Source organism: Citrobacter sp. Cu231 (genome assembly GCF_030332265.1).
Lineage (GTDB): Bacteria > Pseudomonadota > Gammaproteobacteria > Enterobacterales > Enterobacteriaceae > Citrobacter > Citrobacter meridianamericanus.
The window spans coordinates 214,491-231,784 of record NZ_JAOWIE010000034.1; the positions used below are offsets into that span (position 1 = coordinate 214,491).

The 17,294-nt window shown below is 53.4% G+C and carries 18 protein-coding genes; 6 read left to right on the forward strand and 12 right to left on the reverse strand.

Features of this window, described 5'->3' with window-relative positions; genetic code table 11:
- Positions 1-132 precede the first annotated feature (132 nt).
- Positions 133-486, forward strand: a complete 354-nt coding sequence (yiaB, locus tag OGY15_RS11925) for an inner membrane protein YiaB (protein ID WP_151223988.1) — start codon at positions 133-135, stop codon at positions 484-486.
- On the opposite strand, the gene OGY15_RS11930 is transcribed toward yiaB, so the two are convergent.
- On the reverse strand, positions 483-1,478 hold the full coding sequence (locus OGY15_RS11930; protein ID WP_210904157.1) for an acyltransferase: 996 nt from the start codon (positions 1,476-1,478) through the stop codon (positions 483-485). The genes yiaB and OGY15_RS11930 overlap by 4 nt on opposite strands.
- Before the next feature lie 172 nt (positions 1,479-1,650).
- On the opposite strand from OGY15_RS11930, the gene OGY15_RS11935 reads away from it, so the two are divergent.
- The 3 genes from OGY15_RS11935 to glyS all read left to right on the forward strand — a co-directional run bounded on the left by OGY15_RS11935 (position 1,651) and on the right by glyS (position 5,045).
- Complete coding sequence (locus tag OGY15_RS11935; protein ID WP_151216940.1) at positions 1,651-1,959, forward strand: YsaB family lipoprotein; 309 nt, start codon at positions 1,651-1,653, stop codon at positions 1,957-1,959.
- A gap of 95 nt (positions 1,960-2,054) precedes the next feature.
- A complete protein-coding gene (gene glyQ, locus OGY15_RS11940; protein WP_001168551.1) occupies positions 2,055-2,966 on the forward strand; it encodes a glycine--tRNA ligase subunit alpha in 912 nt (303 codons plus the stop codon).
- 9 nt (positions 2,967-2,975) lie between these two features.
- On the forward strand, positions 2,976-5,045 hold the full coding sequence (gene glyS, locus OGY15_RS11945; protein WP_187253849.1) for a glycine--tRNA ligase subunit beta: 2,070 nt from the start codon (positions 2,976-2,978) through the stop codon (positions 5,043-5,045).
- A gap of 60 nt (positions 5,046-5,105) precedes the next feature.
- Here glyS and cueP read toward each other — a convergent pair whose 3' ends face one another.
- From cueP to OGY15_RS11960, 3 genes are all read right to left on the reverse strand, one after another.
- Positions 5,106-5,645: a copper-binding periplasmic metallochaperone CueP gene (gene cueP / locus OGY15_RS11950; RefSeq protein WP_151216939.1), complete on the reverse strand. Its 540-nt coding sequence runs from the start codon at positions 5,643-5,645 to the stop codon at positions 5,106-5,108.
- A gap of 184 nt (positions 5,646-5,829) precedes the next feature.
- Complete coding sequence (cspE, locus tag OGY15_RS11955) at positions 5,830-6,042, reverse strand: transcription antiterminator/RNA stability regulator CspE (RefSeq protein WP_000014594.1); 213 nt, start codon at positions 6,040-6,042, stop codon at positions 5,830-5,832.
- A gap of 278 nt (positions 6,043-6,320) precedes the next feature.
- Complete coding sequence (locus OGY15_RS11960) at positions 6,321-6,611, reverse strand: HTH-type transcriptional regulator (RefSeq protein WP_151216938.1); 291 nt, start codon at positions 6,609-6,611, stop codon at positions 6,321-6,323.
- A 379-nt stretch (positions 6,612-6,990) separates the two neighbouring features.
- On the opposite strand from OGY15_RS11960, the gene OGY15_RS11965 reads away from it, so the two are divergent.
- Positions 6,991-7,701 (forward strand): DUF3053 domain-containing protein, encoded by a 711-nt coding sequence (locus OGY15_RS11965; protein ID WP_003837709.1) that lies wholly within the window; start codon positions 6,991-6,993, stop codon positions 7,699-7,701.
- 67 nt (positions 7,702-7,768) lie between these two features.
- On the opposite strand, the gene ghrB is transcribed toward OGY15_RS11965, so the two are convergent.
- The 6 genes from ghrB to OGY15_RS11995 all read right to left on the reverse strand — a co-directional run bounded on the left by ghrB (position 7,769) and on the right by OGY15_RS11995 (position 13,688).
- Positions 7,769-8,743, reverse strand: a complete 975-nt coding sequence (gene ghrB / locus OGY15_RS11970; protein WP_151223985.1) for a glyoxylate/hydroxypyruvate reductase GhrB — start codon at positions 8,741-8,743, stop codon at positions 7,769-7,771.
- Positions 8,744-8,765: 22 nt separating this feature from the next.
- On the reverse strand, positions 8,766-10,046 hold the full coding sequence (locus OGY15_RS11975; protein ID WP_151216936.1) for an MFS transporter: 1,281 nt from the start codon (positions 10,044-10,046) through the stop codon (positions 8,766-8,768).
- A 70-nt stretch (positions 10,047-10,116) separates the two neighbouring features.
- A complete protein-coding gene (locus OGY15_RS11980; RefSeq protein WP_286539316.1) occupies positions 10,117-11,055 on the reverse strand; it encodes a sugar kinase in 939 nt (312 codons plus the stop codon).
- A gap of 3 nt (positions 11,056-11,058) precedes the next feature.
- A complete protein-coding gene (locus tag OGY15_RS11985) occupies positions 11,059-11,808 on the reverse strand; it encodes a sugar phosphate isomerase/epimerase family protein (RefSeq protein WP_286539319.1) in 750 nt (249 codons plus the stop codon).
- 99 nt (positions 11,809-11,907) lie between these two features.
- Positions 11,908-12,924, reverse strand: a complete 1,017-nt coding sequence (locus tag OGY15_RS11990) for a LacI family DNA-binding transcriptional regulator (RefSeq protein WP_005133828.1) — start codon at positions 12,922-12,924, stop codon at positions 11,908-11,910.
- Between the two features lie 101 nt (positions 12,925-13,025).
- Entirely contained in the window at positions 13,026-13,688 is a 663-nt protein-coding gene (locus OGY15_RS11995) for an OmpA family lipoprotein (protein ID WP_151216934.1), read from the reverse strand.
- A gap of 159 nt (positions 13,689-13,847) precedes the next feature.
- Between OGY15_RS11995 and OGY15_RS12000 the strand changes: the two genes are divergently transcribed.
- Positions 13,848-16,181, forward strand: a complete 2,334-nt coding sequence (locus OGY15_RS12000) for a molybdopterin guanine dinucleotide-containing S/N-oxide reductase (RefSeq protein WP_286539323.1) — start codon at positions 13,848-13,850, stop codon at positions 16,179-16,181.
- Here OGY15_RS12000 and OGY15_RS12005 read toward each other — a convergent pair.
- Positions 16,150-16,590, reverse strand: coding sequence for an N-acetyltransferase (locus OGY15_RS12005; RefSeq protein WP_151216932.1), 441 nt, complete (start codon positions 16,588-16,590; stop codon positions 16,150-16,152). The genes OGY15_RS12000 and OGY15_RS12005 overlap by 32 nt on opposite strands.
- On the reverse strand, positions 16,580-17,149 hold the full coding sequence (gene tag, locus OGY15_RS12010) for a DNA-3-methyladenine glycosylase I (RefSeq protein WP_151216931.1): 570 nt from the start codon (positions 17,147-17,149) through the stop codon (positions 16,580-16,582). The genes OGY15_RS12005 and tag overlap by 11 nt, the downstream gene beginning before the upstream one ends.
- Positions 17,150-17,294 lie beyond the last annotated feature (145 nt).

Consider the following 17,294-nt stretch of genomic DNA (forward strand, 5'->3'; position numbering starts at 1 on the left):
CAAATGTATATTTCAATCAAACAAATAACCATCACGCATGAATTTATTCTGAAAGTCCGGCGTAGTGGCATTTTTCTGTGTTGTCTGTAGTGGGTTATTCATATTGTATCTCTGATGGATAAGGAGATCCCAATGAAGACGACAAGGCTGTTGCCATGGATACTATTCCTCTCTGGCGCACTGATTTACGTTATTGGCCTATGGCGGGCGTGCCCGTTATTGAGCGGCAAAGGCTATTTTTTCGGCGTGCTGATGACGGGAATGTTTGTGACCTACGCTTATCAACGTGCTGTAAATCTCAATCAGAACGACGAACGCTTCGCTTCCGTGTGTCAGATGGTGGCGCTCATAACGATTGGATTGTTGCTGGTGGGCGTATGGAATGCCCCGGTATCGTCCCTCGAAAAGGGGCTGTACCCGGTGGCATTCATCATATGTCTACTGGGGCAAGTTTTGTTGCTGCGTCTGCAATATATGGGGGATTAACTTACCAACCTGCGCGTATCGATGCGCTGCAACAATATGGACAACAGTAAACTTCCTGCCAGCGTGGCGCTGAAAATCCACAGCATATCCAGCGGTGGCCAGTTCTTGAATTCTATACCGTTGGTGCGCAACGCGTGAATGATCAGCGCATGAAAGCCATAAATTCCTAATGAGTGGCGGGAAATAAGGCCCAGTACCGGCAGAGTGCGCGTGCTGAGCGTATTTTTGACCAGTGTCAGGAGTGAGGCTGCACAAATAAACACTGCCGGGCCGCAGTAGAGGTACCAGGTATCGGCAAAATTGCCTCGCCAGCGCAGTTCATGCAACGTGCCTCGAGAAATAATAAACACGGCGGTGATGAATAACGCCGCACAGAGCCAGGTGAGCGCGCGCTTTTGCGTATCCATCATGCCAATCGCCCGGCCCAGCATGCCGTACACGATGTAGTAGAAAGTGTCGCCGCTGATGTACAGGTTGACCGGAAGCCACTCAAAGCCGCCAATTTTTTGCGAGACGGTGTTGGGATTGGCAATCACACCTATCACCACCATGAGTGCCAGCAGCATCTTGCCGCTGATGTTTTTTACCTGTATCAGCGGCGAAATCAGGTAGATAACGGCGATCGCGAAGAAAAACCACAGGTGATAGAACACCGGCTTTTGCAACAAGTTTTTCAGCGACAGCTCAGCGTTGATCGAGGTAAACAGCAGGATATAGGCCAACGCCACGCTGCTGTAAAACAAAATGCAGAGCGCGATGCGCGTGAAATGGCGCGGTTTGGCGCTGCGCTCGCCAAAAAACAGATAGCCCGAAATCATAAAGAACAGCGGGACGCTGACGCGAGAGGCGGAATTGAGCACGTTGGCCAGATCCCAATTCAACAGGCTGACGCTTTGCGCATTAGTGATATACCAGGTCGTGGTGTGGATCATCACGACCATAAGACAGGCGATCCCGCGCAGATTATCAATCCAGTAAATTTTGGGCTGCATCAGTTCCTCTGTATCCATTAAAAAAAGTCTGACCGAAATTTTGCATGCGTAGCTCACTGGAATAATCCGAGTTCTTACGCTAAAGCTTGAGATGGTCTGATGAGATTCTGAAAATAGGATCCGTTTCCAGACACTAATAATAAGACTGACCAGCAAACCAGGCGGTAATAAAATGATGATGAAGTATTTCTTTCCCGCGTTCGCGACCCTTTTGCTGGTGGCGTGCGCCGACACACCGCCGCCCGCGCCCGCGCAGAAGGCGCAAAAGGTTAAGGTCAATGCAACGCGCTCGCTGGATATGGAGTCACTGTGCAAAAATGAGGCGGCACAGATTTATAACACTGACGCGCTGAAAATTGATATCTCCGGCCTGGAACAATTCCAGGGCAGCTATGAGATGCGGGGTTCGACCTTCCGTAAAGAGAGTTTTGTCTGCTCTTTTGATGCAGACGGGCAGTTTTTGCACCTTTCCATGCGCTAAGTTCCCCCTTTTTCCCGTTTCGTACTGTATATCTTGCAGCCAGCGGGTATACTGACCGCTTCCTTTAAATCCACACGTATCCAGCACGAAATAATATGCAAAAGTTTGATACCAGGACCTTCCAGGGCTTGATCCTGACCTTACAGGATTACTGGGCTCGCCAGGGCTGCACCATTGTTCAACCATTGGACATGGAAGTCGGCGCGGGGACATCTCACCCAATGACCTGCCTGCGTGCGCTAGGGCCGGAACCGATGGCGACTGCTTATGTGCAGCCTTCCCGTCGTCCGACCGATGGCCGCTATGGCGAAAACCCGAACCGCTTACAGCACTACTATCAGTTCCAGGTAGTGATTAAGCCGTCACCGGACAACATTCAGGAGCTGTACCTGGGTTCTCTGAAAGAGCTGGGTATGGACCCGACCATTCACGATATTCGTTTCGTGGAAGATAACTGGGAAAACCCGACGCTGGGTGCCTGGGGTCTGGGTTGGGAAGTGTGGCTGAACGGCATGGAAGTGACGCAGTTCACCTACTTCCAGCAGGTTGGTGGTCTGGAATGTAAACCCGTGACCGGGGAAATTACCTACGGTCTGGAACGTCTGGCCATGTACATTCAGGGCGTAGACAGTGTTTACGACCTGGTCTGGAGCGACGGCCCGCTGGGTAAAACCACCTACGGCGACGTGTTCCATCAGAATGAAGTGGAGCAATCCACCTACAACTTTGAATACGCTGACGTGGACTTCCTGTTCACCTGCTTCGAGCAGTACGAGAAAGAAGCGCAGCAGCTTCTGGCGTTGGAAAACCCGCTGCCGCTGCCTGCGTATGAGCGCATTCTGAAAGCCGCCCATAGCTTCAACCTGCTGGATGCGCGTAAAGCCATCTCCGTCACCGAGCGTCAGCGCTACATCCTGCGCATTCGCACCCTGACCAAAGCAGTGGCAGAAGCTTACTACGCTTCCCGTGAAGCCCTTGGCTTCCCGATGTGCAACAAAGACAAATAAGAGGCGGCCATGTCTGAGAAAACTTTTCTGGTGGAAATCGGCACTGAAGAGCTGCCACCAAAAGCACTGCGCAGCCTGGCTGAGTCCTTTGCTGCGAACGTTACCGCGGAGCTGGACAACGCTGGCCTCGCACACGGCAACGTAGAGTGGTTCGCCGCTCCACGTCGTCTGGCGCTGAAAGTAGCTGCCCTTGCTGAATCTCAACCGGACCGTGAAGTTGAAAAACGCGGCCCGGCCATTGCCCAGGCGTTTGACGCGGAAGGCAAACCGAGCAAAGCGGCAGAAGGTTGGGCGCGCGGTTGCGGTATCACGGTTGATCAGGCTGAGCGTCTGACCACCGACAAAGGCGAATGGCTGCTGTATCGCGCGCATGTGAAAGGCGAAAGCGCTGAAACGCTGTTGCCGAACATGATCGCCACCTCACTGGCGAAACTGCCGATCCCGAAACTGATGCGCTGGGGCGCGTCTGACGTTCACTTCGTGCGTCCGGTTCACACCGTGACCCTGCTGCTGGGCGACAAAGTCATCCCGGCAACGATTCTGGGTATCCAGTCCGATCGCGTGATCCGCGGCCATCGTTTTATGGGCGAGCCGGAATTCACCATCGATTCTGCCGATCAGTACCCGGAAATCCTGCGTGAGCGCGGCAAAGTGATTGCGGATTACGCTGAACGTAAAGCGAAAATCAAAGCCGATGCTGAAGAGGCGGCTCGTAAAATTGGCGGCAACGCCGATCTGAGTGAAAGCCTGCTGGAAGAGGTCACCTCACTGGTGGAATGGCCGGTTGTTCTGACCGCGAAGTTCGAAGATAAATTCCTCGCTGTTCCGTCTGAAGCGCTGGTACACACCATGAAAGGTGACCAGAAGTACTTCCCGGTTTATGCGAACGACGGCAAATTGTTGCCGAACTTTATCTTTGTGGCCAACATCGAATCAAAAGATCCGACCCAGATTATCTCTGGCAACGAGAAAGTGGTTCGTCCGCGTCTGGCGGATGCCGAATTCTTCTTCAATACCGACCGTAAAAAACGTCTGGAAGACCATCTGCCGCGTCTGCAAACCGTGCTGTTCCAACAGCAACTGGGTACGCTGCGCGACAAGACTGACCGTATCCAGGCGCTGGCGGGCTGGATTGCTGGTCAAATTGGCGCTGACGTTAACCACGCAACGCGAGCTGGCCTGCTGTCCAAGTGCGACCTGATGACCAACATGGTCTTCGAGTTCACCGACACCCAGGGCGTGATGGGAATGCACTACGCGCGTCACGATGGCGAAGCGGAAGATGTTGCCGTGGCGCTGAACGAGCAGTATCAGCCGCGTTTTGCCGGTGATGACCTGCCGTCTAACCCGGTGGCTTGTGCCGTGGCGATTGCTGACAAGATGGACACCCTGGCGGGTATCTTCGGTATTGGTCAGCATCCGAAAGGCGACAAAGATCCGTTTGCGCTGCGTCGTGCCGCGCTGGGCGTGCTGCGTATCATCGTTGAGAAGAACCTGAATCTGGATCTGCAAACGCTGACGGAAGAGGCTGTTCGTCTGTATGGCGACAAGCTGACCAACGCCAACGTGGTGGATGACGTTATCGACTTTATGCTCGGTCGCTTCCGCGCCTGGTATCAGGATGAAGGTTACACCGTCGATACCATCCAGGCCGTGCTGGCGCGTCGTCCGACTCGTCCGGCTGATTTCGATGCGCGTATGAAGGCTGTTTCGCACTTCCGTACGCTGGAGGCTGCGTCCGCGCTGGCTGCCGCGAACAAGCGCGTATCAAATATTCTGGCGAAGTCTGAAGAAACGTTGAATGACCGTGTGAATGCGGCAACGCTGAAAGAGCCGGAAGAAATTGCGCTGGCGATGCAGGTTGTGGTGCTGCGCGATAAGCTGGAGCCTGTTTTCGCCGCTGGACATTACCAGGAAGCGCTGGTTGAGTTATCAGCACTGCGTGAACCGGTTGATGCGTTCTTCGAAAAAGTGATGGTTAATGTAGAAGATAAAGATCTGCGTATTAACCGTCTATCCATGCTCGAAAAACTGCGCGAACTGTTCCTGCGCGTGGCGGATATTTCGCTGCTGCAGTAACGGTCCTGAGCTGACTTAGAAAATGCCGGATAAGCAATTGCGCCATCCGGCTTTTTTTTGTTAGCGCAATTGTAATTTAGTCAGACAGGTCTGGCTGTCTTCCATGGTTTTAATGGGATACTCCGCTTTTTTGCCGTTGTAGCTTACTGCGATTGTGCCTGCCATATTGCGCGGTAGCCAAACCCCGACGAAGCCATTTCGACCACTCTTCATCTCTTTTTGTAGCACCACATCACCCTTGTTATCCGTGACTTTGACATTGAATGTCTGCTCCGGCATTTCGCCCTGGCAACCGGAAAGGCTGTGGTTGAAGCAAGGATGTGTTTGCCATTCATAAGGGGCAAATGACAGATAGAACTTGTCACCGAGCGGCAGGGTATAGATCTGATCGCCCGAAGAGAGCTTCAGTTCAGTGCTGGTGATGGATGCCGAGTACGGCAGCGGGCGGCTCTGGGGAGACTGGTCAATGGCCTCGACGATTTGCTCGACGGATTTTCCGCTGAGCCCGTGTTCCGCCAAAAAAGTGGCTTCCGGAGTTGCCGCGAACACGCTACCGGTGGTGAGTAAACCTAAAGCCAGCAGCAATGAGGATTTCGACATAGCTTCAATTCCTTGTGAACGTTGTGGAATACAGACTGGCTCACTATAAAGCTTGCCCTTAGGGAAAGGTCAAAGGGGCGACGGGTAAAGTAATGCAAAGACGTGTGGGCGAGGCGTTGTACGAACTATAAATAAAAAAATCCCCGCCGTTCGGCAGGGATTCAGAATTTTGAGCTTTTTAAGCTTACAGGCTGGTTACGTTGCCAGCTGCCGGGCCTTTAGCGCCGCTTTCGATGGTGAAGGAAACTTTCTGACCTTCGTCCAGAGATTTGTAGCCATCGTTCTGGATAGCAGAGAAGTGTACGAACACGTCTTTAGAGCCATCGTCAGGAGTGATGAAGCCGAAACCTTTGTCAGCGTTGAACCATTTTACGATACCAGTCATTTTACCGGACATAGTGTATTACCTTTTAAAAAATAAGTGTGCCTTTCGGCGATATGGCGTGCTTTACAGATTTTTTAACAGTAAAGGAAATGCTCACTACGAGGGTATCAACGATAACTCTTGAAGGGACTTGCCTTACTAACTGCTGTAATGGTCTGTACGTCAAACCGTTGAGGGCATTAACTCATTTTACGCATGTGGATGCAACTACTATTTTCTTTTTTGTGGATAACCTTCTTAAGGGAACGGCCCTTTTTCAGGACCGTTATGAAGTAAAATTAAAAAATAGTTCAATCCATCAATTGCTTACTTAATCTCGGGTCTGCCTGAATCAGACGCATCAGCTTCAATTCGGTACTGGAAGGCTTAACGCGTTTAGACTCCCATTCGTGAACCATCGCGACTGTCACGCCCATTGCCCGGGCAAAATCGTCTGTTTTTAAACCTGTCCCTCGTCGTAGCTGTTCAAATTCAGTGAAAGGGTTGGTTTTTTGCGTCAGAGCGACGGTCTGCGATACATCTTTAAAAACAATCTGCTCCAGACTGCTTAGCAGTTCAAACATAGGATCTTTGTATTCCATTGAGAACTCCTATAAATCACACAGCGGGATCGTGAATTTTCTCGAAGCTCATTAAGAGTAGTCGCAAAAAATGAAGTCGGATTTGGGGTTTGAGAGGTGGATTCGTTTCAGCAGGTAGTGGGTAACAATCTTTCGCAGGCTAACAAACTGATAAAGGTCGGGATCTCGAACGATCGACCCCGATTGTAAAGATGACTAAAATATGATGACGCGCAGTGAATGGCGCATTGTTTCGCAAAACGCAGGATGGCCAGAACGGTTATTTTCCCCCACAAGATTACGCGGAAAGGGTATCTTGCGGGGCTGACCTGGACTATCCTTGTCAACGTCAGGCACGCGGGTGTCGTTGTGCGCATTTTTGGGTGAAAGGAGTATTAAAATGGCGACAGGTAAGTCCTGCTCTCGCTGGTTTGCGCCTGTTTTGGCGCTCTTAATGGTAGTTGGCCTGAGTGGGTGTTTTGATAAAGAAGGCGATCAGCGCAAAGCGTTTATCGATTTTCTGCAGAATACTGCAATGCGTAGTGGAGAGCGTTTACCAACGCTGACCGCAGATCAGAAAAAACAGTTTGGCCCGTTTGTGTCCGATTACGCGATTCTGTATGGCTATTCGCAGCAGGTTAATCAGGCGATGGACTCCGGTCTGCGCCCGGTGGTTGATAGCGTGAATGCGATTCGTGTTCCTCAGGATTATGTGACTCAGCGTGAACCGCTGCGTCAGGCAAATGGTGCGCTGGGCGTGTTAGGGCAACAGTTGCAGAATGCGAAACTGCAGGCGGATGCTGCGCATGGCGCACTGAAGCAGGGCGAGGATCTGAAACCGGTCTTTGACCAGGTTTACAATAAAGTTGTCACTGTACCTGCAGAGGCGTTACAGCCGCTGATCCCTGCCGCGCAAATCTTCACGCAGCAGTTAGTGCAGGTTGGTGATTTTGTGGCGCAGCAGGATACGCAGGTGAGCTTTGTCGCCAACGGTATCCAGTTCCCAACGTCGCAGCAGGCAAGTCAGTACAACACGCTGATTGGCCCGTTGGCTTCTCAACATCAGGCATTTAACCAGGCCTGGACTGCTGCGGTGAATGCCGCTCAGTAATTAAGCCGCTGTAAGAGCTGTAAGATATGGAAGGCCGGGTGAGCGTAAGTGCTACCCGGCCTTTTGTTTATCGCGTGACTTGCGGGTTCACGCAGTTCTTCTCAACGCGTCCTTGCAGCGCATCGATTAAGTTATCCACCGCACAGGCCGCCATGTTATAGCGTGTTTCGTGCGTGGCTGAGCCAATGTGCGGCACGGCAACCACGTTTGGCAACGACAGCAGCGGTGAGTCTGCCGGTAATGGCTCCTGCTCAAACACATCCAGGCCAGCAGCATGAATTTCCCCGTTTTGCAGGGCAGCAATCAACGCTTTTTCATCGACCACCGGCCCGCGTCCGGCGTTTATGAAAATGGCGGAAGACTTCATTTTGGCAAATTGTTCGCGACTAAACAGATGATGCGTTTCTTCGGTTAACGGCAGGATCAGGCAGACAAAATCGGACTCCTGCAACAGCGTATCAAGATCGCAGTAGCGCGCGTTGAAGCGCTCTTCCGCTTCCTGATGATGGCGGCGGGCGTTATAGAGAATCGGCATGCTAAAGCCGAAATGCGCCCGTTGCGCCAGCGCTAGCCCAATACGGCCCATGCCAACAATCCCCAGCGTTTTGTGGTGCACATCCGTACCAAACCAGTCCGGCCCGATACTTTTGGTCCATTCACCAATTTTCACCCGTTCAGCCACTTCCACCACGCGGCGAGCGGTGCTTAACACCAGCGCCATCACCGTATCAGCGACGGTTTCCGTCAGTACGGTTGGCGTGTGCATCAGCAGCACCTTACGGGTGTTAAGAGCTTCGACGTCGAAGTTGTCATAGCCGACGGAAATCGTGGAGGTCGCACGCAGTTTCGGCATTTTCTCCAGTAGAGCGGTATTGACGGCTTCACTGGAGCCCAGCAGACCTTCCGCATTGGCAAAAGCTTCGGCGTGCTGTGCGACGGTTTCCGGGCGCAGGTTAGGCACACGTGTCACAGTAAAATGCTCTTCCAGGCGATGCAGTAAATCGTCAGGTAACGCTTTATAGAGAATAATGGACGGTTTCATGCGAATCTCCGTAAGTTAAAATTTAAGCGTGGCGTGCGCCAATAGGTAGCTGTTGATTATTAGCAGGCTTAACGATCAAAGTTAGCCACACTGAGACAAAAAGCGCTACCCCCATAAAAATGTACGACGCGGACGGGCTGCCGGTTGCGCCATTGAGGTAGCCGACAAACCATGAACCAAAGAATGAGCCTAGCGCGCCCATACTGTTAATCAGCGCCATTGCACCCCCGGCAACGTTACGCGGCAGCATTTCAGGAATGATGGCAAAGAAAGGACCATAAGGGGCATACATGGCCGCGCCCGCAATCACCAGTAGGGTGTAAGAAATCCAGAAGTGGTCTGCACCCACGGCCCAGGAGCCGATAAAAGCGAAAGCAGCTATCAGTAACAGTGGCCAGACAAACAGCTTACGATTTTGCAGTTTATCGGAGGCCCAGGAGACGAGGATCATTGCTGCCGTCGCCGCCAGATAAGGTACGGATGACAGCCAGCCAACCTCAACCATCCCCAGATTTGCGCCGCCGTTGCGGATAATGGACGGCAGCCACAGAACAAAACCGTAGACCCCAATACTCCAGGCGAAATACTGCATGCACAGCAGGATCACGTTACGTGAGCGGAAGGCTTCGCTATAGTTACGCACAGCTTTGATGCCTTGCTGCTCTTTTTCCAGCTGTGCCTGAAGGGCGGCTTTTTCAGACTCTGACAGCCAGCCGACCTGAGACGGTTTGTCTTTTACCAGTACCCACCAGCAGAATGCCCAGATGATGGCCGGGAATCCCTCGATGATGAACATTTCCCGCCAGCCCAGCGCCTGAATCAAATATCCGGAAACCACAGACATCCACAGGACGGTGACTGGGTTACCGAGGATCAGAAAGGTATTAGCACGCGAACGCTCGGACTTCGTAAACCAGTTACTGATATAAATCAGCATTGCGGGCATGACCGCGGCTTCAACGACACCAAGAATAAAGCGGATGGCGGCAAGCATTGGAATATTGCTGACCATGCCGGTTAACGATGCGCATGCGCCCCAGAGAATTAGACAGATAAAAATCAGTTTTCGCACGCTGCGGCGTTCGGCGTAAATTGCGCCTGGGATCTGAAAGAAGAAATAGCCGAGGAAAAACAGCGCGCCCAGTAGGGAAGAGATCCCTTTAGTAATGCCGAGATCTTCATTGATACCGGCGGCGGAGGCGAAGCTGAAGTTCGCGCGGTCAAGGTACGCCAGGCTGTACGTGATAAACACGATTGGCATGATGTACCACCAGCGTTTTGCTGCATTGGTTGAGCTATTCATAGACTGCCCTCTGGTTATGCTGATACGCCGCCTCTGAATGTAGGGTACAGAGACAGAGTTGGTCGGGAATTTATTCCCCTAATTGTTCACGTGTGGGTAATCCTTCGCTGTCGCCCTGAACCTGAATGGCCAGTGCGCCAATTTTATTGCCACGAGTCACCGCCTGATGCAGCGAACGCCCTTCCAGCAGGGCACTGATAACGCCAACGGCAAAGCCATCGCCTGCGCCGACCGTATCGACTACGTTGTCGACTTTTACCGGTGCGACGCAGCCTTGTTCGCCGCTGGCGGTTTTGTACCAGGCACCATCAGCCCCGGTTTTGATAATCACGGCCTTCACCCCATGGCGCAGATAAAAGTCGGCGATGGCTTCAGGCGTCTGCTGACCGGTTAGAATAATGCCCTCTTTTAACCCAGGTAAAACCCAGTCAGCCTGGAACGCCAAACGGTTCAGTTTTTCCACCATTTCAGCTTCGCTTTTCCACAGCACTGGGCGTAAATTCGGGTCGAACGAGATGCTCTTCCCTTGCGCTTTCAGTGTCCGGGCGGTATGGGCTAACAGTTCATAAGAGCTGGCAGAAAGCGCAGCCGCTACGCCGCTCAGGTGCAGGTGGCGTGCGCTGGCGAAGTAAGCTTCGTGATAATCCTCAATGCTGAGGTGGCTGGCAGCAGAACCTTTGCGGAAGTATTCCACAATGGGATCGGTTCCATTTTCGACCTTAGATTTAAGCTGAAAGCCGGTAGCGTAACGGCCATCCCGGGTGACTCCCTGCGCATCAATCCCTTCTTTTTCCAGCGACTTAACGATAAAACGGCCAAAACTGTCGTTGCCAACGCGGCTTACCCAACCGACCTTCAGCCCCAGTCGGGCAAGACCGGTCGCCACATTGAGTTCAGCGCCAGCAACGCGCTTGATAAAAAGCTCCACATCTGCCAGTTCGCCGGTTTGCGTGGCGACAAACATCGCCATCGCTTCACCAATCGTTACCACATCCAGTGAATTTTTCATGCGTTACTCCTTGCGTAACAGCTCGACGTAATGGCGGGTAACCGCCGTCAAATCCAGCCCTTCCAGGGGAAACTCAATGCCGCGCGGGACATCGCCGGGCAGCGTTTTCAACAGCGCCAGCCAGCGCGGATCGGCTGCATCAGGCGGCACGGCACGATAGCTATCGCGATGCGTCACTGCGGCTTTGACATGGATATACCCAACGGTTGACGCCAGTTTCTGCGCCGCCAGTTCCGGGGAGTCGCCCACCCACAGCCAGTTGCCCATATCGAAGGTCAGAGATATCGGCAGATTCTGCGTCTGGCAGGCCTGGTTAAAGCGCTGCATCGGCTGCAGGCGTCCGCAGGTTGTCTGATCGTTTTCGACAACCAGTTCCATTCCGCTGTTATCCAGCCATTCACGTAAAACGTTGAACTGTTCGGTATGGGAGAAATGGCCGAGGGAGAGTTTTAGCCACAGCGCCTGCAGGGCCTGTGCTTCTTCAAGTAGTGCAGGAAGTCGGGGATTGAGGCTACCGTCCTTAAGGAACAGTGGCTCAGGGGCTGAGTAACAGGCCAGCAGGCCGAAAATTTCGATAGCAGAGGCCATCGTGGACAGCGTGTGCAGCTCGGCATCGGTCAGCAACTCGCGGCGAATTTCGACGCCGTCAGCACCGGCTTCGGCAATAATAGGCAACATTGCCGTTTGCCCGCCTGCGATCCGTACCTGGTCGTGGCCGTAGGCGGCAGTGACCACCATAATTTTTCTTTTCATGGAAACTCCAGACTAGCGTTCTTGCTATAACGCTAGATGGAACCGGTTCCAAAGAAAAGCTTATGATGTCGAATTTATGATCACCATCACGAAGGAAATTTAACGGGCGGTAGAGCCGCGAACGATCAGTTCGCCGGAGAAGACCTGTTCCTGAATGGCAGCAGAGCCGCCATCTATCCGGCGTACAACCTGCTCAACGGCGGTGTAGCCAATCTGCCATGTGGGTTGTTTCAACGTGGTAATACCAACGCCCGCCAGTTCGGCCCATTCCAGTTCGTCAAAACCGAGTAGGCCGATATCGCTGCCCCAGTTAAGGCCAATGCGCTTCAGGGCGCGGGCAACCTGCAGCGTGAGGGCGCCGTTGGCTGAGATAACGGCTTTGCGCATTCCCCGATGCTGCTGGTGAAACTGGCGCAGTGTGTCATCCAGTTGTGTATTGTCCGTTAGTGGGACTTCGGCATTTTGCGCGATAACGCCGGGGTACTGTGCGAGGGTGGCGCGAAAAGCGCTCAGGCGCTCGCGGCGGGTATTCACCATGCCCAGCGGTTCGCTGAGGAACAAAATGGCTTCAAAACCTTGCTCAACCAGATGTTCCGTGGCAACCGTTGCCGCCTGGGTGTTATCCAGCCCGACCATATCACAGGCGAAATCCGGAATTTTGCGATCAATCAGCACCATTGGCAGAGCAGACTGCTGCAGGCGGTTTAGCCCTTCTTCGCGCATCCCTACGGCGTTGACCACAATCCCTTCGACCTGGTAACTGCGCAGCAGGTCGAGATAATGCAACTCCTGATCCACTTCGTTGTTGGTGTTGCACACCAGTGGAGTAAAGCCTTTATCGCGACAGGCGGCTTCAATACCGCTTAGCACGTTGACGGAGTAGGGATTAGTAATATCGGCGATGATCAGGCCAATCAGACGGGTACGACCGTGTTTAAGGCCTCTTGCCATCAGGCTGGGACGATAATCGAGATCGGCAATAGCTTGTTCAATGCGGGCCAATAGCGCGTCGGAAAGCAGGTGCTTTTCACCGTTGAGATAGCGTGAAATGCTGGTCTTGCCGGTTTTTGCGGCTTTCGCCACATCGCTGATGGTTGCCCTTGTTGATTTGCTCATCGCTGATTTCCCTGACTTTGGTGTGAACACCTTAACGCGAAAATCAACGATGGCAAGTGCTACATGCCGGATTGGGCACTGCCAGTATCCGGCACAAAACGTTACTGGAGAGGGCTTAAGGTAATCTCTACGCGACGGTTCTGCGCTTTACCTTCCGCCGTGCTGTTGCTGGCGATCGGATTTGACGGACCCATACCCTGAGTGCGGATACGGTTAGCTGCAACTCCTTGAGTGATCAGGGCGCTGGCCACGGAGTCCGCGCGTTGCTGCGACAGACGCATATTCAGATCCTGGCTGCCAGTGCTGTCGGTGAAGCCCAGCACGTTGACGGCGGTTTTATTGTACTCTTTCAGTACCATTGCCACGCCGGTCAGGGTGTTGGCACCAGCAGGTTTCAGGTTGGCGCTGCTGCTGTCGAAGGTGACGTTATTCGGCATATTCAGAATGATGTTATCGCCACTACGCGTCACGCTGACGCCCGTTCCCTGCATTTTGTCGCGCAGTTTGGCTTCCTGCACGTCCATGTAATAACCGACACCGCCGCCAACGGCCGCACCCGCCGCCGCGCCAATTAGTGCGCCTTTGCCGCGATCTTTCTTCGAAGAAGAGAGTGCGCCAATGCCCGCGCCGACCAGAGAACCAATACCCGCGCCAATGCCGGATTTACCCGCTTCACGTTCGCCGGTGTAAGGGTTTGTTGTGCAGCCAGAAACCGCCAGGGCGCCGCTCACGATGGCAGCAATAACAAAAACACGTTTCTTCATCTTAATTCCTTAATGACTTTTTCTTCTTTGCCACAGCGACCGTGGCGGTTGATTATGACGTGTGAACATGAAGAAAATTCCAGGGAAGACTCTGAAATTTGTAAGTAACATTGAACGGCATAATAAATAATCCGTTACATCGCATTCAGGAGCGCCATCTTGGCTAATTCACCCGCACATTACTCGGTGTTAACCGCCGCCCACTGGGGACCTGTTCTCGTCGAAACCGATGGAGAGACGGTTTTCTCCTCGCGTGGCGCGCTGCCCACTTCCCATCCCAACTCTTTGCAAACCGTGGTGCATGACCAGGTGCACAGTAAAACGCGGGTACGTTTTCCAATGGTGCGTAAAGGCTTTCTCGCCTCGCCGGAGGATCCGCAGGGCGTGCGCGGGCAGGATGAATTTGTTCGCATCAGTTGGGACGAGGCACTGAATCTTATCCATACGCAGCATAAACGTATCCGTGACAGCTACGGCCCGGCCTCGATTTTTGCCGGTTCCTATGGCTGGCGCTCTAACGGCGTGTTACACAAAGCGGCAACTCTGCTACAGCGTTATATGGCGCTGGCAGGCGGTTATACCGGGCATCTGGGGGATTATTCGACGGGGGCTGCGCAGGCCATCATGCCTTACGTGGTGGGCGGTAACGAAGTTTACCAGCAGCAAACCAGCTGGCCTGTGGTATTGGAGAACAGCGAGGTGGTGGTGTTATGGAGCGCTAATCCGCTGAATACCCTGAAGATCGCCTGGAATGCCTCCGACGAACAGGGTCTTACTTACTTTGAGGCTTTGCGGGACAGCGGCAAACGTTTGATCTGTATCGATCCGATGCGATCGGAAAGCGTCGAATTCTTTGGCGATAAGATGGAATGGGTTGCCCCGCATATGGGGACCGACGTGGCGCTGATGTTGGGCATCGCGCATACGCTGGTGGAAAACGATTGGCACGATGTCGATTTTCTCGCCCGGTGTACGACGGGATATGACTTTTTCTCGGATTATCTACTGGGTAAATCTGACGATGTTGCGAAAACGGCGGAGTGGGCGGCTAAAATTTGTGGTGTTCCGGCAGCAAAAATACGTGAACTCGCGGCGATATTTCATCAAAATACTACCATGCTGATGGCGGGATGGGGCATGCAGCGTCAGCAGTATGGCGAGCAGAAACACTGGATGATCGTTACCCTGGCCGCCATGCTTGGGCAGATTGGGACGCCAGGCGGTGGTTTTGGTCTATCGTACCATTTTGCCAATGGCGGGAACCCGACGCGCCGTGCTGCGGTGCTGGCTTCAATGCAGGGCAGCGTTAAAGGCGGCACCGATGCAGTGGATAAAATCCCGGTGGCGCGGATAGTCGAAGCGCTGGAAAACCCGGGTGGTTTTTACCAGCATAACGGTATGGATCGCCATTTCCCGGATATCCGGATGCTGTGGTGGGCGGGCGGTGCCAACTTCACGCATCATCAGGATACCAACCGTCTGATTCGCGCCTGGCAAAAACCGGAGCTGGTGGTTATCTCGGAATGTTTCTGGACCGCCGCAGCGAAGCATGCCGATATCGTGCTGCCAGCGACCACTTCTTTTGAGCGCAATGATTTGACCATGACTGGCGATTACAGCAACCAGCACCTGGTGCCGATGAAGCAGGTCGTCCCGCCGCAGTATGAAGCGCGAAATGATTATGATGTTTTTGCCGAACTGAGTGAACGCTGGGAAGAGGGCGGTTATGAGCGATTCACCGAAGGCAAAAGCGAGCTGGAATGGCTGGAGACGTTTTACAATATTGCCGGGCAGCGTGGGGCCAGCCAGCAGGTGACGTTGCCGCCATTCTCCTTGTTTTGGCAGCAAAATGCGCTGATTGAAATGCCGGAAAACGCCACCAGCGCGCAGTTTATCCGTTTCGCGGATTTTCGCCGCGACCCGCAGGCGCATCCGCTGAAAACGGACAGCGGCAAAATTGAAATCTACTCCGCGAAGATTGCCGGTTACGGCTATGCGGATTGTGCGGGCCACCCGATGTGGCTGGAGCCGGATGAATGGTTCGGTAACGCCGAGCCGGATCAGTTACAGCTGCTTTCCGCGCATCCGGCGCACCGTTTGCACAGCCAGCTTAACTACAGCGCGTTGCGTGAGCAGTATGCAGTAGCGGATCGTGAGCCGGTAACGATTCATCCGCAGGATGCCAACGCGCGCGGCATTGCGGATGGCGACACAGTCAGGGTGTGGAATCAACGTGGACACGTTCTGGCGGGGGCCGTGGTGACGGAAGGCATCAAACCTGGCGTCATCTGTATTCATGAAGGTGCCTGGCCTGATTTGGAGCCGACAGCTGACGGTATTTGTAAAAATGGCGCCGTCAACGTGCTGACCAAAGATCTCCCCAGCTCGAAGCTGGGGAATGGCTGCGCGGGCAACACTGCGCTGGTGTGGCTCGAAAAATACAGCGGACCGAACCTGGCGCTTACTGCGTTTGATCCGCCTGCCAGCCCATAATCCACGTAGGATGGTGAGTCTCCTCCTGCCATGCGCCGTCTTCAATGCGAAAACCGAGCGCATGGTAGAAGTTCACCGCTGACTGATTCTTCTGGTACACCTCGAGGCTGAGTAACGAAAAGCGCTGCTGCACATGGTGTACCAGCGCTTTGCCGATCCCGCTTCTGATGGCGGTAGGTGCGACAAACAGGGCGCCGAGGAAGCGGTCGTCAATGACGCTGACAAAACCTTTGAGCGCACCTTCTTCTTCCCACACCCAGGTTTGTGCGGCGGGCAGGTAAACATCCCGCACGATGGATTCACTTTCGCGCCAGTAACGTTCTTCGATAAACGGATGAGCATGGATCGTGCTTTCCATCCACAGCGCCAGAATTGACGGTAGATCATCAGCCTTTGATTCACGAATCATGTTGTTCTCCCGGGTAACAGATGCAGCTGGTGACATGGTCGTTGACCAGTCCGCACGCCTGCATAAAGGAGTAACAGATGGTGGTGCCGACAAACTTAAACCCGCGTTTTTTTAACGCCTTAGATAGCGCATCTGACGCAGGCGTTGAGGTGGGAATATCGCTCAGGTTGGCGGCGCGGGTCACTTGCGGTTGGTGATCAACAAATGACCAGACGAACTCGCTAAATGACTCTCCGTCTTGCGTCATCGTTTGGTAAGCGCGCGCGTTGCCAATAATGGCCTGAATTTTTCCGCGATGGCGAATTATGCCGGCATCCAGTACCAGCCTTTCCACGTCCTCTTCAGTCATGGCCGCCACTTTTTCCGGGTCAAAATGGTGAAAGGCGTGGCGATAGTTTTCCCGTTTCTTCAGTACGGTAATCCACGATAGCCCTGCCTGCTGGCCTTCGAGGCAGATCATTTCGAACAGCTTTTTGCCATCGGTTTCCGGGACGCCCCATTCCTTGTCGTGGTAGGCAATGTAAAGTGGATCCTGACTGACCCATCCGCAACGCTGCATATTCTTCCTCGCTGTTTTTACTGGCGTAAAAATTTCATTCGGCCCGCCTTGACGCGCCAGCTAAAAAGACAATATTTAATATAAGGCCTTCAGGCCCAAATACTTCACACAATGACAATAATATCGCCGAATTCGGCTCTTTTCT

Bases quoted from the DNA above. Each gene is read 5' to 3' on its own strand.
- yiaB (WP_151223988.1), top strand. From the start codon at position 133: ATGAAGACGACAAGGCTGTTGCCATGGATACTATTCCTCTCTGGCGCA.
- OGY15_RS11930 (WP_210904157.1), bottom strand. From the start codon at position 1,478: ATGCAGCCCAAAATTTACTGGATTGATAATCTGCGCGGGATCGCCTGT.
- OGY15_RS11935 (WP_151216940.1), top strand. From the start codon at position 1,651: ATGATGATGAAGTATTTCTTTCCCGCGTTCGCGACCCTTTTGCTGGTG.
- glyQ (WP_001168551.1), top strand. From the start codon at position 2,055: ATGCAAAAGTTTGATACCAGGACCTTCCAGGGCTTGATCCTGACCTTA.
- glyS (WP_187253849.1), top strand. From the start codon at position 2,976: ATGTCTGAGAAAACTTTTCTGGTGGAAATCGGCACTGAAGAGCTGCCA.
- cueP (WP_151216939.1), bottom strand. From the start codon at position 5,645: ATGTCGAAATCCTCATTGCTGCTGGCTTTAGGTTTACTCACCACCGGT.
- cspE (WP_000014594.1), bottom strand. From the start codon at position 6,042: ATGTCCGGTAAAATGACTGGTATCGTAAAATGGTTCAACGCTGACAAA.
- OGY15_RS11960 (WP_151216938.1), bottom strand. From the start codon at position 6,611: ATGGAATACAAAGATCCTATGTTTGAACTGCTAAGCAGTCTGGAGCAG.
- OGY15_RS11965 (WP_003837709.1), top strand. From the start codon at position 6,991: ATGGCGACAGGTAAGTCCTGCTCTCGCTGGTTTGCGCCTGTTTTGGCG.
- ghrB (WP_151223985.1), bottom strand. From the start codon at position 8,743: ATGAAACCGTCCATTATTCTCTATAAAGCGTTACCTGACGATTTACTG.
- OGY15_RS11975 (WP_151216936.1), bottom strand. From the start codon at position 10,046: ATGAATAGCTCAACCAATGCAGCAAAACGCTGGTGGTACATCATGCCA.
- OGY15_RS11980 (WP_286539316.1), bottom strand. From the start codon at position 11,055: ATGAAAAATTCACTGGATGTGGTAACGATTGGTGAAGCGATGGCGATG.
- OGY15_RS11985 (WP_286539319.1), bottom strand. From the start codon at position 11,808: ATGAAAAGAAAAATTATGGTGGTCACTGCCGCCTACGGCCACGACCAG.
- OGY15_RS11990 (WP_005133828.1), bottom strand. From the start codon at position 12,924: ATGAGCAAATCAACAAGGGCAACCATCAGCGATGTGGCGAAAGCCGCA.
- OGY15_RS11995 (WP_151216934.1), bottom strand. From the start codon at position 13,688: ATGAAGAAACGTGTTTTTGTTATTGCTGCCATCGTGAGCGGCGCCCTG.
- OGY15_RS12005 (WP_151216932.1), bottom strand. From the start codon at position 16,590: ATGATTCGTGAATCAAAGGCTGATGATCTACCGTCAATTCTGGCGCTG.
- tag (WP_151216931.1), bottom strand. From the start codon at position 17,149: ATGCAGCGTTGCGGATGGGTCAGTCAGGATCCACTTTACATTGCCTAC.